General features: G+C 40.4%; 20 protein-coding genes and 1 pseudogene. 8 read left to right on the top strand and 13 right to left on the bottom strand.

What is annotated here, in order from left to right; all coding sequences use genetic code 11:
• Positions 1-29 precede the first annotated feature (29 nt).
• Entirely contained in the window at positions 30-461 is a 432-nt protein-coding gene (gene mce / locus WIW52_RS09010; RefSeq protein ID WP_337710011.1) for a methylmalonyl-CoA epimerase, read from the top strand.
• A 55-nt stretch (positions 462-516) separates the two neighbouring features.
• Entirely contained in the window at positions 517-1,038 is a 522-nt protein-coding gene (hsp20, locus tag WIW52_RS09005; protein WP_337710010.1) for an archaeal heat shock protein Hsp20, read from the top strand.
• Here hsp20 and WIW52_RS09000 read toward each other — a convergent pair.
• Positions 1,025-1,519, bottom strand: coding sequence for a ZPR1 zinc finger domain-containing protein (locus tag WIW52_RS09000; RefSeq protein ID WP_337710007.1), 495 nt, complete (start codon positions 1,517-1,519; stop codon positions 1,025-1,027). The genes hsp20 and WIW52_RS09000 overlap by 14 nt on opposite strands.
• Before the next feature lie 60 nt (positions 1,520-1,579).
• On the opposite strand from WIW52_RS09000, the gene WIW52_RS08995 reads away from it, so the two are divergent.
• Positions 1,580-3,154 carry a GTPBP1 family GTP-binding protein gene (locus WIW52_RS08995; RefSeq protein WP_337710005.1) on the top strand — a complete coding sequence of 525 codons (1,575 nt, stop codon included), beginning with the start codon at positions 1,580-1,582 and terminating at the stop codon, positions 3,152-3,154.
• On the opposite strand, the gene WIW52_RS08990 is transcribed toward WIW52_RS08995, so the two are convergent.
• Both WIW52_RS08990 and WIW52_RS08985 read right to left on the bottom strand, forming a co-directional pair.
• The gene (locus tag WIW52_RS08990; RefSeq protein ID WP_337710003.1) at positions 3,155-3,556 is read right to left on the bottom strand and encodes an SRPBCC domain-containing protein; all 402 of its coding nucleotides are present in this window, start codon (positions 3,554-3,556) and stop codon (positions 3,155-3,157) included.
• A complete protein-coding gene (locus WIW52_RS08985; RefSeq protein ID WP_156007205.1) occupies positions 3,557-3,985 on the bottom strand; it encodes a CoxG family protein in 429 nt (142 codons plus the stop codon).
• A gap of 27 nt (positions 3,986-4,012) precedes the next feature.
• On the opposite strand from WIW52_RS08985, the gene WIW52_RS08980 reads away from it, so the two are divergent.
• On the top strand, positions 4,013-4,570 hold the full coding sequence (locus WIW52_RS08980) for a nucleotidyltransferase family protein (RefSeq protein WP_337710001.1): 558 nt from the start codon (positions 4,013-4,015) through the stop codon (positions 4,568-4,570).
• Here the strand turns inward: WIW52_RS08980 and cutC are convergent.
• Together cutC and cutB are read right to left on the bottom strand one after the other, a co-directional pair.
• Positions 4,521-5,027 (bottom strand): glyceraldehyde dehydrogenase subunit gamma, encoded by a 507-nt coding sequence (cutC, locus tag WIW52_RS08975; protein WP_337700369.1) that lies wholly within the window; start codon positions 5,025-5,027, stop codon positions 4,521-4,523. The two genes, WIW52_RS08980 and cutC, sit on opposite strands and share 50 nt — an antisense overlap.
• On the bottom strand, positions 5,024-5,869 hold the full coding sequence (cutB, locus tag WIW52_RS08970) for a glyceraldehyde dehydrogenase subunit beta (protein ID WP_337710000.1): 846 nt from the start codon (positions 5,867-5,869) through the stop codon (positions 5,024-5,026). The genes cutC and cutB overlap by 4 nt, the downstream gene beginning before the upstream one ends.
• A 195-nt stretch (positions 5,870-6,064) precedes the next feature.
• On the opposite strand from cutB, the gene WIW52_RS08965 reads away from it, so the two are divergent.
• A complete protein-coding gene (locus tag WIW52_RS08965; RefSeq protein ID WP_337709999.1) occupies positions 6,065-6,934 on the top strand; it encodes a carbohydrate kinase family protein in 870 nt (289 codons plus the stop codon).
• A complete protein-coding gene (locus WIW52_RS08960) occupies positions 6,931-7,983 on the top strand; it encodes a DNA polymerase IV (RefSeq protein WP_337709998.1) in 1,053 nt (350 codons plus the stop codon). Before WIW52_RS08965 ends, WIW52_RS08960 begins: the two co-directional genes overlap by 4 nt.
• Here WIW52_RS08960 and WIW52_RS08955 read toward each other — a convergent pair.
• The gene (locus tag WIW52_RS08955) at positions 7,966-8,406 is read right to left on the bottom strand and encodes a hypothetical protein (protein ID WP_337709997.1); all 441 of its coding nucleotides are present in this window, start codon (positions 8,404-8,406) and stop codon (positions 7,966-7,968) included. The genes WIW52_RS08960 and WIW52_RS08955 overlap by 18 nt on opposite strands.
• A gap of 16 nt (positions 8,407-8,422) precedes the next feature.
• On the opposite strand from WIW52_RS08955, the gene rtcA reads away from it, so the two are divergent.
• Positions 8,423-9,430 (top strand): RNA 3'-terminal phosphate cyclase, encoded by a 1,008-nt coding sequence (rtcA, locus tag WIW52_RS08950; protein WP_337709996.1) that lies wholly within the window; start codon positions 8,423-8,425, stop codon positions 9,428-9,430.
• On the opposite strand, the gene WIW52_RS08945 is transcribed toward rtcA, so the two are convergent.
• The 5 genes from WIW52_RS08945 to WIW52_RS08925 are packed head-to-tail and all read right to left on the bottom strand — an operon-like array spanning position 9,417 to position 13,846.
• Complete coding sequence (locus WIW52_RS08945) at positions 9,417-10,409, bottom strand: alcohol dehydrogenase catalytic domain-containing protein (RefSeq protein WP_337709995.1); 993 nt, start codon at positions 10,407-10,409, stop codon at positions 9,417-9,419. The genes rtcA and WIW52_RS08945 overlap by 14 nt on opposite strands.
• Positions 10,410-11,693: a glutamine synthetase family protein gene (locus WIW52_RS08940; protein ID WP_337710050.1), complete on the bottom strand. Its 1,284-nt coding sequence runs from the start codon at positions 11,691-11,693 to the stop codon at positions 10,410-10,412. It abuts the gene before it with no gap.
• Positions 11,694-11,734: 41 nt separating this feature from the next.
• Positions 11,735-11,965 carry a hypothetical protein gene (locus WIW52_RS08935; protein WP_337709994.1) on the bottom strand — a complete coding sequence of 77 codons (231 nt, stop codon included), beginning with the start codon at positions 11,963-11,965 and terminating at the stop codon, positions 11,735-11,737.
• Positions 11,966-11,976: 11 nt separating this feature from the next.
• Positions 11,977-12,747 (bottom strand): tRNA 4-demethylwyosine(37)-methyltransferase Taw21, encoded by a 771-nt coding sequence (gene taw21, locus WIW52_RS08930; RefSeq protein WP_337709993.1) that lies wholly within the window; start codon positions 12,745-12,747, stop codon positions 11,977-11,979.
• A complete protein-coding gene (locus WIW52_RS08925; RefSeq protein WP_337709991.1) occupies positions 12,701-13,846 on the bottom strand; it encodes an amidohydrolase family protein in 1,146 nt (381 codons plus the stop codon). The genes taw21 and WIW52_RS08925 overlap by 47 nt, the downstream gene beginning before the upstream one ends.
• A gap of 34 nt (positions 13,847-13,880) precedes the next feature.
• On the opposite strand from WIW52_RS08925, the gene WIW52_RS08920 reads away from it, so the two are divergent.
• Entirely contained in the window at positions 13,881-14,072 is a 192-nt protein-coding gene (locus WIW52_RS08920) for a hypothetical protein (protein WP_337709990.1), read from the top strand.
• Between the two features lie 15 nt (positions 14,073-14,087).
• On the opposite strand, the pseudogene WIW52_RS08915 reads toward WIW52_RS08920, so the two are convergent.
• Both WIW52_RS08915 and WIW52_RS08910 read right to left on the bottom strand, forming a co-directional pair.
• Positions 14,088-15,179 (bottom strand): annotated as a pseudogene (locus tag WIW52_RS08915) (hypothetical protein).
• On the bottom strand, positions 15,166-15,330 hold the full coding sequence (locus tag WIW52_RS08910; RefSeq protein ID WP_337709989.1) for a hypothetical protein: 165 nt from the start codon (positions 15,328-15,330) through the stop codon (positions 15,166-15,168). The pseudogene WIW52_RS08915 and the gene WIW52_RS08910 overlap by 14 nt, the downstream one beginning before the upstream one ends.
• Positions 15,331-15,667 lie beyond the last annotated feature (337 nt).

Raw genomic sequence — 15,667 nt, 5'->3', positions numbered from 1 at the left:
TATAAGTCAAAAATGAATTAATTCTAGCCATGGAGACACAAAATATCGACCATATCGGTGTCGTAGTGGAAGATATAGATAAAGCGATTAAATTCTACACCACTACGCTCGGGATGAAACTTGTTCATAGAGAGGACTTACTAGATAGAGGTATAAAAGTGGCTTTTCTCACCGGAACTAATGGTGAAACTGCTGTAGAACTTTTAGAGCCCATTAACCACGAGGACATGAATAACACCGTTGCCAAGTTCCTGAAAACAAAGGGGCCCGGGCTTCATCATTTAGCGGTTAAGGTGGAAAACATAGAAAAGAGCCTGAAAGAGCTAGAATCAAATGGTTTACAACTTGTCGACAAGGTCCCTAGACCTGGCGCTAGAGGGCATCTAGTAGCATTTATACACCCAAAGAGCGTTATGGGTGTGTTGTTGGAGCTTGTTGAGCCTCGTGAATCATCAAGGTAATTTCACGCGTTGATTTTTTTAGCTCTAATTCGTAATTCTCTTTTGGGATAAAGAGATGTCAAGAAGGTATAAGGATCCATTTGAACTATTTGATGAAATGATAAGAGAGATAGAAGAAGAATTCGAGAGGTTCGAGAGGGAATTCATGAGACTTGGAGGAGAAGGCGAAGTAAAAACATTCGGTCCTTATGTTTACGGATTCAGAGTAACAATCGGACCTGACGGGAAGCCAATTGTAGAGGAGTTCGGAAACATTAAGAACTATAAAGGAAAGCCAATGATAACTGAAGAGAGAGAACCTTTAGCAGACGTAATAGAGAAAGGCGATGAGATTAGGGTTATAGCAGAAGTACCTGGTGTTGATAAGAATAGCGTAAAAGTGAAGATAACGGACGGAGGGAAGACATTAATAATAAGGGCTGAAGGTGGGGATAGGAAATATTACAAAGAGATAGAACTACCGACTCAAGTAGATGAGAACAGTGCCAAGGCTACTTATAACAACGGAGTATTGCAGATAATACTGAAAAAAGCGAAAAGCAAGGAAGAGGAAGGCAAAGAAATTAAAGTTGAGTAATTTTTACTTTTTCCGATTGAATGAAGCTCAGACCACTTTCATCATTAATTATTAAGGTAAACGGGATTTTCCCATTTTTTGCATCCTCAAGCTTCTTACATTTCTCTTCTTTACAATTATCCCCCAACTGATCAAGGATTATTTCTAAAATTCCCTCGATAGTCGTCAAGACTCCTTGATATGCTTCACCCGCGGTAACTTCAATTTCTAGCTCGGGGATTATAATGTCCGCAAAAGCTGATCTGTAAACTATTGTTCTTAAGTCCTCTTCCTTTTCAACTTTAAGCTCTAATTTAATTGGTGTCAAGAATTCTAGTGGTTTTACATCTCTCAATCTGTAACCGCAACTTTGACATTCCCAAAACGACAGTTCTAGTTTACCTACATTGGGTGCTTCATATAGATACTCTCTGATGATCATTTGATCCGCATGGCATATGGGACATTTATGTTTTCCTTCATAGAGTAATTGAGGTTCCATTTTAATCTTATTAAAGTTTATCTATTCGGATACAAATTATTATTTGTAAAAAGTGGTGGGATGAAGTATCCTAAAGAGAACGAGATCGGTAAGATAGAGTATAAACTTTTAATAAATAGTAAAGACGAGAATAGATTACAATCTCTCGCTACACAAATGAAATACAGACTTGAAGAAGGAGGAGGAGAAGCGTTTTACGTAATCGGAGTAAGCGATGATGGAGACGTTTTGGGGTTAAGTAAAGAGGACTTAGAAAGTAGCATTGAAACTCTAGACAAAATTGCTTCGGCAGTTAATGCTAAAGTAGTACACAAGAGAATTGTTGAAGTAAAAAAAGGACGATATATAGGAGAAGTGCTCATAAGGTTATTCAAGGATAAGATCCCCGTCCAAGTTAATGTAGCAGTAATGGGGCATGTTAATGCCGGGAAGAGTACTTTGACCGGTGCACTAGTATTAGGAAAACTTGATGATGGTAACGGTACACTGAGGGCTATGGTAGCCCGACATGTACACGAGGTTTTGACTGGGAGGACTTCCTCAATTACTTTAAGGCTTCTCGGATTTAACGATAAGGGAACAATTGTTAACTGGAACTTGAGAGATCCTCTGGACGAAGCGGAAATAACGTTAAAAAGTACGAAGATAGTGAGACTTATAGATCTAGGCGGTCACGAGAGGTACCTCAGAACGACTCTAAAGGGATTATTAGGATACGAAGTAGATTATGTAATGCTCGTAGTGGGGACTGACGACGGATTATCCGCCATGGGAAAAGAACATTTAGCTATTGCATCAATACTTAAGTTCCCAGTGTTCATAGTCATAACAAAAATCGACAAATACGACGAAAAGAGAGTACAAGATATAGTAAATGACATAAGGAACGTGCTTAAGATTCCAGGGATTAACAGGCTCATTATGGAGGTAGAATCCGACGAGGACTTATTAAACGCTATCCTAGCCATGAGGAGTAAGAGAGTAGTGCCGATCTTTAAAGTGTCAAACGTAACCGGGAAGGGACTCGACATACTGAGTAGGTTCCTGAACATGCTACCACCAAAGCCCAAGGTCACAAGTGATGATAGCCAGCCTCCTCTAGTTTATATAGACGAAATATATAACGTGAGCGGAGTAGGAACTGTAGTACTGGGTTCAGTAATAAGGGGGAACGTAAAGACAAATGATAGTTGTTATATAGGTCCTACTAAACTGGGAGAGTTTAAGCTAGTTAAAATCAAGTCGATTCAGTTGAACAGAGTATTTGTTGACTCTGTAAACGCAGGAAGTATAGCGACTTTTGCAGTTCAAGGAGTGGATAAGGAGAACCTGAGAAAAGGAATGGTACTAACAGTGGAAAAACCCAAAAGCTATAAGAGGTTTAGGGCTAGAATAGTAGTACTCCATCACCCGACTACAATTAAGGAGGGATATGTAGCTACCTTGCATCTATACACAATTAGACAAGCAGTGAAATTCCGTGAAATATCCTCGAGATATCTTAGGACTGGTGACACAACAGAAGTGGTGATGGAGTTCCTATATAGGCCGGAATACATAGAGAAGGGGCAGATATTCGTTTTTAGAGAAGGTAGGACTAGAGGTCTCGGGATAATAACCGAGTTACTAGAGTGATTATTCGTCTATTCTTTGTTTAGTACATGTTATTATGTCCTCTGCAATTTTATGTGCTTGCTTCTCTACAAGTTTCTCCAAGCCTTTAATAGTAACTTGCACATCATATTCTATTTTATATATTAGTTTGTCATTGTCAACCTTGACTCGACTGGTAATCGTAGAGGTTACTCCAACTCCTTTAACTTCGATAACAGACACAGACTCATTATCCCTAAACTCAAAGGACTTCACCTGAGCCTTAGTCTCTACTGTCAAAAAACCAATCTTTGCTCTTACGGTAAATTCTTTTCCTTTTATTTCAGTTATACCTGGAATACAATTAATTAAGTTCTGATAAGAACTGAGGAACTCTTTTGCTTTATCCACGTTCTTTATTTTCACCTCTCCGCTAATCTCCAATTACTTCACCTTAGTTTTCACGCACTCAAACAAGTCGTTAACTATCTTACCTACAGCTGAATCCATTAATCTCGCTCCTATCGAGGCAAGAACACCTCCGACTTTTACATCAGCAGAATACTTTAGCCTAACTGGATTATCTAAAACTTGTAAGATTGCATTAATATCTACGTTACTGTTTAACCCATTTCCTTTTGCGATTAAGCTAAGGGTTTTCTTAGCATTGTCTATGTTAACAAAACGAACTAACGCCTTATACTCCCCTTTTATGAAACCTATTCCAGCTGTTCCTACTACTCTATACTCGTCACCTTCCTTGGTTAAACTCTTTATCCCGGGGAAGCAAGAAGCCATGCTTTCTGGTTTTGTCACGAAATTCCAAAGCTCTTCAGCACTTACCTGAACCGGAACTTCTCCTTCATACTTCATAAATAGGTATTTTGAGTAGAAGTATTTATGAGAATCGGGGCTGTAATTCTAGCTGCAGGTGAGGCTAATAGGTTTGGTTCTAATAAACTAATTAAGGAAGTTTACGGAGTGCCTATTATTAGAAGGGTAATAAGTGCTGTTGAAGGAATAGAGAAAGTAATTGTAGTGGGGAAATACTACCAAGAGTTGATGAGAATATTGGAAGACCAAGTAGTATTGTACAACCCTTATTGGAATAAGGGAATGTCTACTTCATTAAAACTCGGGATAAGGTTCTTTCAAGACTATGATGGAGTTATTATACTCCTTGGGGATATGCCGTTTATTACTAGGGATACCGTAAATAAGATAATCCAATCATTCACTGTGGACTGTGATATGGTAGTACCTACACACAAAGGAGTTAGAGGGAACCCAGTACTATTACACAAAAGGACTTTTCCCCTGATCATGAATCTGGAGGGAGATATAGGAGCTAGGGCTATAATGGATAAGGTCAAAAAAATCTGTTACGTTGAGAGTGGTGAAGAAGTCCTCATTGACGTGGATACTCCTTCTGATTTAACCTCAAAGAAGCATCCTTAATAGCTTTTACTATGTTTTGGTAACCTGTACACCTGCATAAGTTACCCGATATACCTTCTCTAATATCCTCCTCTGACGGGTTGGGATTCTCTTTGAGTAACCAGTAAGCCTCCATTATCATACCCGGAGTACAGTAACCGCACTGTAAACCGTGATTGTCCCAGAATGCCTCTTGTATCGGATGTAGCTTCCCGTCTTTGCTAAGACCTTCGACAGTTAGTATATCAGCACCTTCAGCCTCTACTGCCAGAACTGTGCATGACTTAACGGATCTTCCGTTCATTATTACAGTACATGCCCCGCAATTAGAAGTATCACATCCGACATGAACGCTTGTATATCCTAAGTCTCTTAAAACGTGTACCAATAGTCTTCTGGGCTCTACCTCCACCTCGTGAACTTCTCCGTTTACCTTCAAAGTTATCTTAGCCTTTTGGTCTTTCTCTATTATCTTCATTTACGAACACCTCCTAAAGCTTGATTTATACCCCTCTTAACTAATACCTTAACCATCTTTTTCTTATACTCAGCTGATCCCCTTATATCCGAAGTTGGGTTTGCGCTCTCCATAGCCCTTGTCGATGCTTTCTCGACTACTTCTTCAGTGAGTTCCTTCCCTATTAACTCTTCTTCTGCACCCTTTGCTCTAACTGCTACATTGTTTACAGCAGTTAAGCCTATTCTTGCATCTTCGACTCTACTTCCGTTTACCTTCAGAAGGACCGCAACACCTACTATTGCGTAATCACCAGCCCTTCTTTCTAGCTTTTGATATGAAAACTTGTAACCATCAAAAGCTGGAACTTGTATTTCTGTCACAAGTTCTCCAGGGTTTAAATCTGGTGTAAACATGTCTTTTGCGAAGTCCTTAAAATCAACTAATCTCTGACCTTTCTTGCTTCTTATCAAGACCTTAGCGTCCATTGCTATCAAAGAAGCAGGGTAATCTGCCGCTGGGTCTAGGTGTGATATAACACCACCTATTGTTCCCATATTCCTAACTTGGGGGTCTCCGATCGTTTTTGCCGCATCACTTAGTAGCGGTACATTGGATTTTATCATGTCGTAATGGGTCGTTAATGCACCTATTTTATAGATATTTCCTTCTCTTTTCACATAGTTAAGTTGTTGAAATCTCCTTATTTCCACTATATAAGAAGGTCTTATAATCCTGAGCTTTAAAGCGGGTATTAAACTATGTCCGCCAGCTAAAGGTCTTGCATCTTCATGTTGTTCTAAGAACTCTATCGCTTCCTCTATACTATCGGGGATTACATAACCTATCTTGGGAGGATACACAAGTAATGAAATACCATATCTATTTAAAATCTTGCTATAGTTAATATGCCAAACTATACTAATTTATATGTCCTCAAACGGTTTATCTTTTAAGCGAGATAGCTAGTAGATTTATTTAAGGAATACTCTTTACTACTGGTGATGAAGACTTTTGGGTCAGAGTAGTGAAGACGTGGCGGCTATCTGAGGTGTTATATGTTGAAACCCATACATCTTTCAGTTGGTAGAATTAACATAGATGTAATAGTAAAGTTAGATCGATTTCCTCAGCCTGACGAACCTCTTAGCACCGACATTCTTGAAATACAGCCCGGGGGTGCGGCTGTAAATTACGCTACAGCGGTTAATAAACTAGGTCATAGCGTTAAGATTTTAGCCAAAGTAGGGAAGGACTCACTTGTCATAAGACCTATACTCGAAAAACTTGCGGAAACCGGTGTGGGCTTGGATTATGTAGAAGAGGTAAATGCACCACAAAGTATGGCTTTAATTCTTCTGAGGAGTGATGGAAAAGTCTCAATTGTTAGGAAGTTAGGCTCTTCGTTACTTCTATCAAATGAAGACGTGAGAAAGTACTTCGGGATGTTTGATGTGATTCACTTCGCCTCCGTACCTCCTGAAATCGTAATCAGAGACCCTAGCTCGAAGTTAATCAGCTATGACCCAGGGCCAAACAGTGGAAAACTTAATTCTGAACTGGACGTAGATATACTCTACCTAAACGAGAAGGAGAGCAACTCCGTAAACATAAACAATTTGCGGAAAGTGAACTTAATCGTAATAAAAATGGGTGAAAAAGGTGCTAGGGTAATATCCCAAGATAAGGAGTGTGAGGTAGAGGCTTATAAAGTAGATCATGTAATTGATACTACTGGTGCAGGAGACGTATTTGATGCAACATTTAATTATGCGTATATGGAGGGTTATAGTCTGGAGGAGTCGTTAAGGCTCGCAGTAACTTCTTCAGCGTTAAAAATAACCAAATTAGGAGGAACATCCTCTCCCACTCTAAGCGAGATCCTAAATGCATTAAAATCTTACACTCCAAGTGTATATTGTAAATGATTGTGCTCTTCGTGGACTTTGACTACTTTTTCGCCCAAGTAGAAGAGGTACTGAACCCCCAGTATAAGGGCAAGCCGGTAATTGTCTGTGTTTACTCTGGGAGGACTAAGACCAGTGGTGCTGTGGCTACAGCTAATTACGAAGCTAGAAAACTGGGAGTAAAGGCTGGGATACCAATAATTAAGGCGATGGAGTTAGCTCCTTCCGCTATATTTTTACCCATGAGGAAGGAGGTCTACCAAGAAGTTTCTAATAGGATTATGAACGGAATACTCAGGAAATACACCTCAAAGCTCGAAATAGCGAGTATTGACGAAGCATACTTAGATATAACAGATAAAGTAAAGGACTTTGATGAAGCTTACGCCCTAGGTAAGAAAATAAAAGAGGAGATATTTGAGAAGGAAAAACTGACAGTGACGATAGGAATTGCCCCTAATAAGGTATTGGCTAAAATAATAGCTGATAAGAATAAACCGAACGGGTTAGCCGTGCTAAAGCCAGAGGACGTTCAGTCTTTCCTCCAAAGCTTGGACATTGACGAAATACCGGGGATAGGAAAGATTTTGGCTGACAAACTGAAAGAAATGAGGGTTAATAAGTTAGTGAATGTCTTGAACTTTGACTTCATGAAGTTAGAAAGGGAAATAGGTAGGTCTAAGGCAACTTATTTGGTCAAATTGGCTCAGAACAGATACAACGAACCGGTAGAGGACAAGACCAAAAAGCCTCACGGTAGGATTTTAACATTACCGTATAATACGAGAAAGCCCGAAGTAATACTACCTCACCTTAAGAGAGCTGTAGACGAGGCTTATAGCAAAGTTCAAGGCGTACCTATGAAGATAACGGTTGTGGCAATAATGGAGGACTTAGAAATCGTAAGTAAAGGAAAGAAGTTCAAACATGGGATCAGTAAGGAAAACGCATATGAAAAAGCGTTCGAACTACTCAAACAGATCCTCGAGGAGGACGATAGAAAAATACGTAGAATAGGAGTTAGGTTAGATGACGTGATTAAGACCAGAGGGTTAGACCAGTTCTTCTAAGGAAACAATACCCTTTAATACACTGAAATTTACGTTACCATACTTCGATAGGTAGTTCACAAACCCTCTAACCCCCCTACTGTTAGTATCTACTTCTTTAAGTACTTGAATGTTTACGTAAAAAGGCACCACATTACCCTTAACGACCTTTTCTAGAGGGATTACCCTCCTGATCTTATCAAAATCTTCTTCTATATTATTAGCCTCTAAATAAGCTTTCTCACCTCTTATCGCTATGACTACGGGCTCGTCACTTATTTCACCGTACTTATCGTGAATAACTACCAACCTTCCTGCCCTACCTCCAGGAACGTCTTCGTAAAAGTTTAAAGCCTCTACGAAGTCACCGTTACGGGACATAGGTATAACTATTAACTCCTCTATGCTTACGATTTTAACGACAGATTTTATTCTCACTTTCATTTTTATCACCATAGCAATGATCGAGATAGACGGCTCTTACGGTGAAGGTGGGGGTCAAATACTCAGAACATCATTGACACTTTCGGCTCTAACAAAAAAACCTTTTAGGATCTACAACATTAGAGCTAAAAGACAGAAACCTGGGTTACAGAGACAACACTTGACAGCTGTAGAAGCTGTTAAGGCTTTGACCAGCGCTAAGACCAAGGGAGACGTCGTGGGTTCAACTGAACTCATTTTTGAGCCTCAGGATATTGTTGAATCAGGACACTTCACATTCAATATAGGCACTGCTGGAAGCGTTACCCTAGTGCTTCAAACAGTCTTGCCAATCATCCTTAACAGAAAAATAGAGATAAGGCTAATCGGAGGGACAGATGTACCTAAGTCTCCTACCATCGACTATATAAGGCTTGTGTTCCTGCCATTACTTACCAAAATAGGAATAAGAGGAGACATTAACGTTGTCAAAAGAGGTCATTACCCAGAGGGGGGTGGTGAGGTTATAATAAAGAACTTTAAGGCTGATCCTACATCCTTTTCTATAAATACCTTCGGAAAACTGATAAGGATAATAGGAATTTCACATGTGTCCTCACTCCCATCTCATATAGCTGAAAGGCAGAAAACTTCAGCAATATCAATTCTTGCCAAACTGGGAGTTGAGGTCTCGATCGACTTAGACATAAGAGAGAATGAAACTAGTAAGGGGAGTGGGATAACCCTCAGTGCGATAGGAGAGAATAGTATTATTGGTGCAGACTCTTTAGGGGAAAGAGGAAAGAGAGCAGAGGTTGTAGGAGAGGAGGCTGCAGAGCTCCTAGTTAAAGAGTTGAAGACTGGTGCTGCAACCGACAGTCATATGGGAGATATGTTAATGCTTTACGCTTCACTATACGGTGGAGAGTATACATCATCATACTTAACTCAACATGCAAGGACTAATGCCGAAATAATAAAGAAGTTTCTAAACGTAAGCGTTGAAATAATAGGTGAATCACCATACTTATTTAAGGCAAAATAACAGCCCTTCCAACTATTCTCTCCTCTAAAAGATCGTTTATTGCCTCATTAATTTCCTCAAGCTTATAGGGAACCGATAAAGTTTTGAGCTTTCCAGCTTCAAATAGCTTAATTACCTCAACCATATCATCCATATTACCATATAATATTCCCCTTATCCTTAACCCCCTTAAGACTATTAGTTGTTCAGGGATTTGTAAATGACCACCGTATTCACCGATTATTCTTAATTCCCCTTCTCTGCTTAATAACCAAGGGGCATCTTCGAGCGTTTGATCGTTTCCTACGAAATCCAGTACATAGTCGAATTTCTTTCCGGCTACTGGAGAGAATGGAGGGTCTTTCTTTTTCATCGCTAGTACCTCGTCGGCTCCTAAACTCTCCGCCTTACTCAACCTTACCAAATTCCTCCCTATTACGGTAACCTCAGCGTTTTTCATCTTAAGTAGTTGGATAGCCAGCAAAGCTACGGATCCTACCCCTATCACCAATACTCTATCTCCTTCCCCTATCCCTTTCGTGGCATTATAGGCAGTTATTCCGGCATCAGCTAAAGGTGCTGCGGATATGTAATTCCCGCTTACTTTGAATAAGTACTCCTCAGAGGGAACTTTTACATATTCTGCAAACCCTCCGTCCGTATGAACACCTATGACTCTCACGGACTCACAAAACTGCCTATCTCCCCTTCTACAGTATTTACACCTACCGCAGCCTATCGAGCTGTATACGAGAACTTGATCCCCTCTCTTGAACTTGTTACCTCCTTCCACAACCTCACCTACTATTTCATGCCCCAAGATGACGGGAGTCCTCACGGCTACGTCGTTCTCCCATTCACCGAAAATTAAGTGAATATCGCCGTGGCAGAGCCCAGAAGCCTTAACTCTTAAAAGGACTTCACCAGGGTTCAATTTCGGCTCAGGCACGTCCATTATTTGAAGGGGCCTACCTTTTTCTAAAAAAACAGCCGCCTTCATTTACCATCCCGACTTAAGATATGCTGCTATCTCCCAATCTGTTATCTCGTTCTCGTAATCATCTAACTCCTTCCTTTTAATCTCTATAAACGTGTTAATAAGGTCTTGACCCAGTGCATATTTTAACTTGGTGTCACGATCTAGGCTGTTAATAGCCCCCCTTAAACTCGTCGGTAAGGTTACTACGCTGTAATTAACATCTATATCCAAACCTCTTTCTATTCCATCTAGGCCCGCATGAATGATCGCGGATAGAAGTAAATATGGATTTGCTAGGGGATCTGCCAATCTGAACTCGATTACCCCATAATCCTTATACGTTGACGGGATCCTTATTATGTAGTGTCTCTCGTTTCCTATGCCTGCGATTGTCGGTGTAACTATCTCTTTAAATCTCTTATACGAGTTGACAGTGGGGGCTGCAATAGCCATTATTGAGCCTATATGATCAAGTATACCTGCCAAAAAGTTGTAGAAAGTCTTGCTCAACCCCAATCCTTTCGGGTCGTTAACGTCGATACCAATGGGCCTCCCAGTTAAATCCAAGAGCTTAATGTAAACGTCCATACTGCTACTCGGGTAATTCCTAAAGGGCTTTGGCATGAAGGTGGAGTACAACTTATAATACCTTGCGGTGTCGCGTATTATTTCTCTAGCAGTAACTAAAGAGTCAGAAGCTGTTAATGCATTTGACATCGCGAAGGTAATTTCGTATTGACCCGGTCCATAGTGTTTATTGATGTATTGAACCTGAGTATTGACACTCTCAAGATTCTTAATTAAATCCCTTAAGAAACTCTGTTGTTCCATAAGCCCTTCAAGAGAGAACGCTCTTGCTTCATCTGCCGGTAAAGGTTTTCCGTCCTTGAAGTTTATAAGGTAAAAGGTAGGTTCAAAGGCTACTTCCAGCTTTATTCCACTTTCCATCAACTTCTCCATGGAACGATTAAGGAGAGACCTTGTGCAAAGGTTATGAGGAGAGCCGTCACTTTCAGTCAAATAGCTCATTACTCTACCCGTCCTTTCTAAGTAGGGAATAATAGCAAAGGTTGAGATGTCGGGCTGCGCGAACATATCACCATATATGTGTTTTATCGGTGTATCCCTATAGTCGAGAAACAGTAATGACTCAGAATACTCGACCCCCTTTCCCTCTAATACCTTTTCGAACTCTGCCCTCCTTAAAGATCTTCCTCTTACATTTCCTAAAATATCAACGAAGACTACCCTTACATAGTCTACTTTTCCGGATTTTAGTATTTCCAGTACTTCATCCCTGATCAATTTGCTCAAACTATCCTAACTATTACTTTATATAAAAGCATTCAACGAAAACGCATGAAGATCTGACCGGCGTAAATAACGGCATTTTGGTAATCACCGAAAATACCCGACTCGACCACTTTTCCCTCTTTTAACAAGGTTACTATATATAGATAATCTTCGGGTGTCTTTCCCTTCTTACGATGAAATTTTAGCGTGTAGACTCCCAGATTAACGCGCTTCTTTTGGGACACTTCATATCCTAATAACATTATTGTATAGATGTCTACCATAGAGTCCTTAATTACTTTTTAATGTCAACAACTACATGATAAACTTTTGGTTTCACACTCCTTACAATCCTAGCAAAGACTACGTTTGGGTATTCACTCTTTGCCAGACTAACTGGGTCGTTGCCCTCTATTTCAGTGTATAAGTGCAATATCCCACCTGCCTTCAAATGAGGCATAGCTACCTCGTAAGCTTCTTCAGCCTTCTCTGGGAGAGGAGCCAATATTCTATCGACATTATACGGGAGATAGTCCATTTTCTTAAAAGCGTCTCCGTAAATAGGAATAACCCCGAAAGCCTTGTTCAGATCCACGTTAGCCATCATATAATAATAAGCAAAAGGATTAATGTCAATAGAATAGACAGTTGAGGCACCACCCATAACGTAAGAAAGTATTGAAAACGGTCCATACCCTGAGAACATATTGATGATGACTTCCCCTCTCCTTACAAGTCTAGCGACCCTTATGTGCTCGTAGGAAAGTTTAGATGAGTAAAAAACCTTGCTTATGTCTAGGAAGAACTTACACCCGTACTCTTTGTAAATCGTCTCACTCTTTTTTTCACCGGCTAAGTGAACTGTCGTTGAAAGCCTGAAGTCCCCGCTTATATCCCTATACTTCCCCCACACCGACTTAACGTAAGGGATTTTTTCGAGAATTACTTCCGCTAACTTTCTTACTTCTTCTACGTCTTTGTCGAAAGGGATTCCGATTATGGCGATGTCTCCTACTATCTCAACCTTTTTCCAGAGACCTAGTTCTTTCGCCAGTTTTTCTATCAATTTCCTCTAACCTCCTGACGCCCTCTTCGACGTCCTTTAATCCCACGTTTAATGGTAAACCCCCGTCTAACACGGGTTCACCGTTCACTATCACGGTCTCTAATGAATAACTCGAGTACATCAGGGTCTCATAAGGAGATACTATGTCCAAAGGAAATGCCGGAGGCTCAGAGTATTGGAATATAACTAAATCGGCAGTATAACCTGAGTTCAGGACTCCCGAGTTCATTTTGAGTTGAGAATAACCCCAATCAGTCATAGAATGGAAAGCCTCTTCAGCTGTAAGTAAAAGCCTGGTAGACGTATAAGCCAACTCGTGGCGAATGTCAAATGAGGGTACAAGGTCTAGTGATACAGATGGTTTATACTCGCTTAAGGGAAACTTAGATACCTCATAAGAGGGTGTAAATGACAACTTAAAGCGCTTCTTTCTTATTACGTCTAGATCTAACCTTGATCCGCCGCCCAACCCTATTATTTGGTCGTAATCTATGTCCTCTGTGAGATACACCTTGTTATCAACAAGCACGGCAATTTCGTTTTCCTTAGCCAGTTCAACTGCGTCCCTCAGTAAGGACTGATCACAAACTTTCAGGATTACATTATTGGCTCCTTTATGAGACCATCTATTGAACAATGTCCTGAACTCTTTTTCCCAGTCGCTAGGCGAATTACTACAACCAACGGAAACTATTATAATCGGTCTTAAACCCACCTCCGATACTGCTCTAGCTACTATATCTAGATGATTACCGCTAAATCCTACTGTAGTGACACCTTGTTTTAGGAGATGATAAGCCCCTAACAAGGCGAAATAATAAGAATCGTTAGATGAGAAAGTAGAGAGAAGCAGATTAGCGTTTTCCCTGCCGGTGAAGATCCTAAATCTGAATGGATAAAGAGACAAGTAAGTGTGAATTGTTATAAAACCCGGTGATACAATTCTATCCCATCCCCCTATGTCGAGTTCTGCATCCTCATAACCAGTGAGTTCATCATGAGATACTACATCTATTTTAGAGTCTTGCAAACCAACGTAAACTTTTCTGAGTGGTTTACCAGCACCTAAGGCGATCCCAGCCCTTACTATGGTTTTCATGATATTAAATACTGGAGGGTAAAATATAAGACTGATGAATTACATTGAGCTAATAGAAGACGAGGTAAAGAAATTCCACCCTATAGAAGTTGAACAAAAAATTACCTCTGGAATTATAGTAGGGGCCGGAGACTCCTATGCGGTAGCTCTCACTTTGGAAAGAAAGACAGGTAAGAAAGCTATTGCCGTGGACCCATACGACGCCGTTGACGACAGTTTCCAATAAACCGTAAAGTTTATGTTATTTGATATCATTTAACATTCCTAATCCCTTTAATGCTATTAAGTAAGCAGAGGCTGTATGCCTATCAAAACCCTTCTCCCTCATCACCTTGTCGTGATCCTCAGAATTTGTAGTACCCTTTGGATTAACTAACACAACGTTAAAACCCAACCTTAACGATTTAATAACACCGTGAACTAACAACTGCTTCTTAGCAAAACGCGAAACCTTCCTATTACCGCTCTTACTCCCAGTGAACTTCCTCTTCTTAACTAGAAATAAGTCCTCAAAAGCAACATAATCAACACCAAATCCTTGATAGGAAATTGAGAGCTTGTGATAGAGCATTCAAACGCAAAGCCATAGCTTTCCCCTTAGGAAAACCCGGTCTAGTAACATCTGAATACCACCACGTCTTCTTAGTAACAACTTTACCATCCTTGCTAACAACGACAACATTTAGTCTGTCACTATTTAAATTAAAACCGGCAATCAAACCGTAACCATTAGGTTTCAGCGAAGAGAAGTGCTTTAAATAAAACCAGAGTGGGATTTGAGGTGGATCATAGGGTAATCCTTGAAACTAATTACAGCACCGTAACCCTCCTCCTTCCTTCGAGATAACTCCTCTAGCTCAGAAAGTAATGGTAAGTACTCCTTGCCTAAGTACGCCTTTCCGTGAACCCACTTACCCCACGGGTCTTAAACTCTAACTTCCACGTGGTCTTGAAAAACGTGGAACTTCACATTTCTGTTCCCCTTATCGGCTCTATTTCCTCTGCTGGCAAACCAGAACCTCTTGACCTCAGCGTGCATCATCTCGCCCTTTTCATCTTCTCTCTCCAACAAACCGTCAACTATTGTCTTGGCTTGCTTCAAAGCAGTTTCAAGGTAAACGTAGTTTGGTAAGATGTTATAGAACTCCTTGGTTAATTCATCAATACTCTTTCCATCAAACAATGGCCTAATAGCACTCTTAACTACTTGTGAGAAAGCCCTAGCGATCCTAACGAGCCTTTCTTTCTCGCTAAATAAGACTCTACCGTTCACTGTAACGAATTGGAAGTTTTCGAGGGCTTCCCTAGAACAGATAATCCTATTCCTCATCATCTGGTAGGATGACAATTACTATCACCTCTTTTTCTAACAAGCCCTTAATCTTCCCGTGAATGCTCTTAGGAACGTATATTGCGTATTTTGGGTCTCCGTATTTATCATGACCCATTGAGAATATTTTTGAATGGAATGTAACTTGAACCATGATTGATTATTTAAAGTAAAGCTTATAAGCTTTACTTACAAAAATTAATCGGAGGGTACCACTATGAACTCGATGAGCAATGTGAGGGGGAGGAAGGTACTCAATGAAACTCCCCATGTCCTCAAAGGGAGTGGTTTAACTACCGCTCCCGTAGACGGCATGAGGAGGGAAATAAGGGGAATGAGGACGAGAGGTCGAATACAAATTCATGAAACCTCAATGAAAGTCCGACCCCTTATCAGCTGTCTACTCACTTTTCGGTATTGAAATACCTAAAGATTACATTAAGGCTAAGAGTTTTGAACTACGGGAAAAACCATTCTTTGTCGGTCAAGGA

The sequence above is a fragment of the Stygiolobus sp. RP850M genome, from assembly GCF_037389295.1.
Lineage (GTDB): Archaea > Thermoproteota > Thermoprotei_A > Sulfolobales > Sulfolobaceae > Stygiolobus.
The sequence above is the reverse complement of the archived record's forward strand: the minus strand, read 5'-3'. Positions and strand labels throughout refer to the sequence as shown.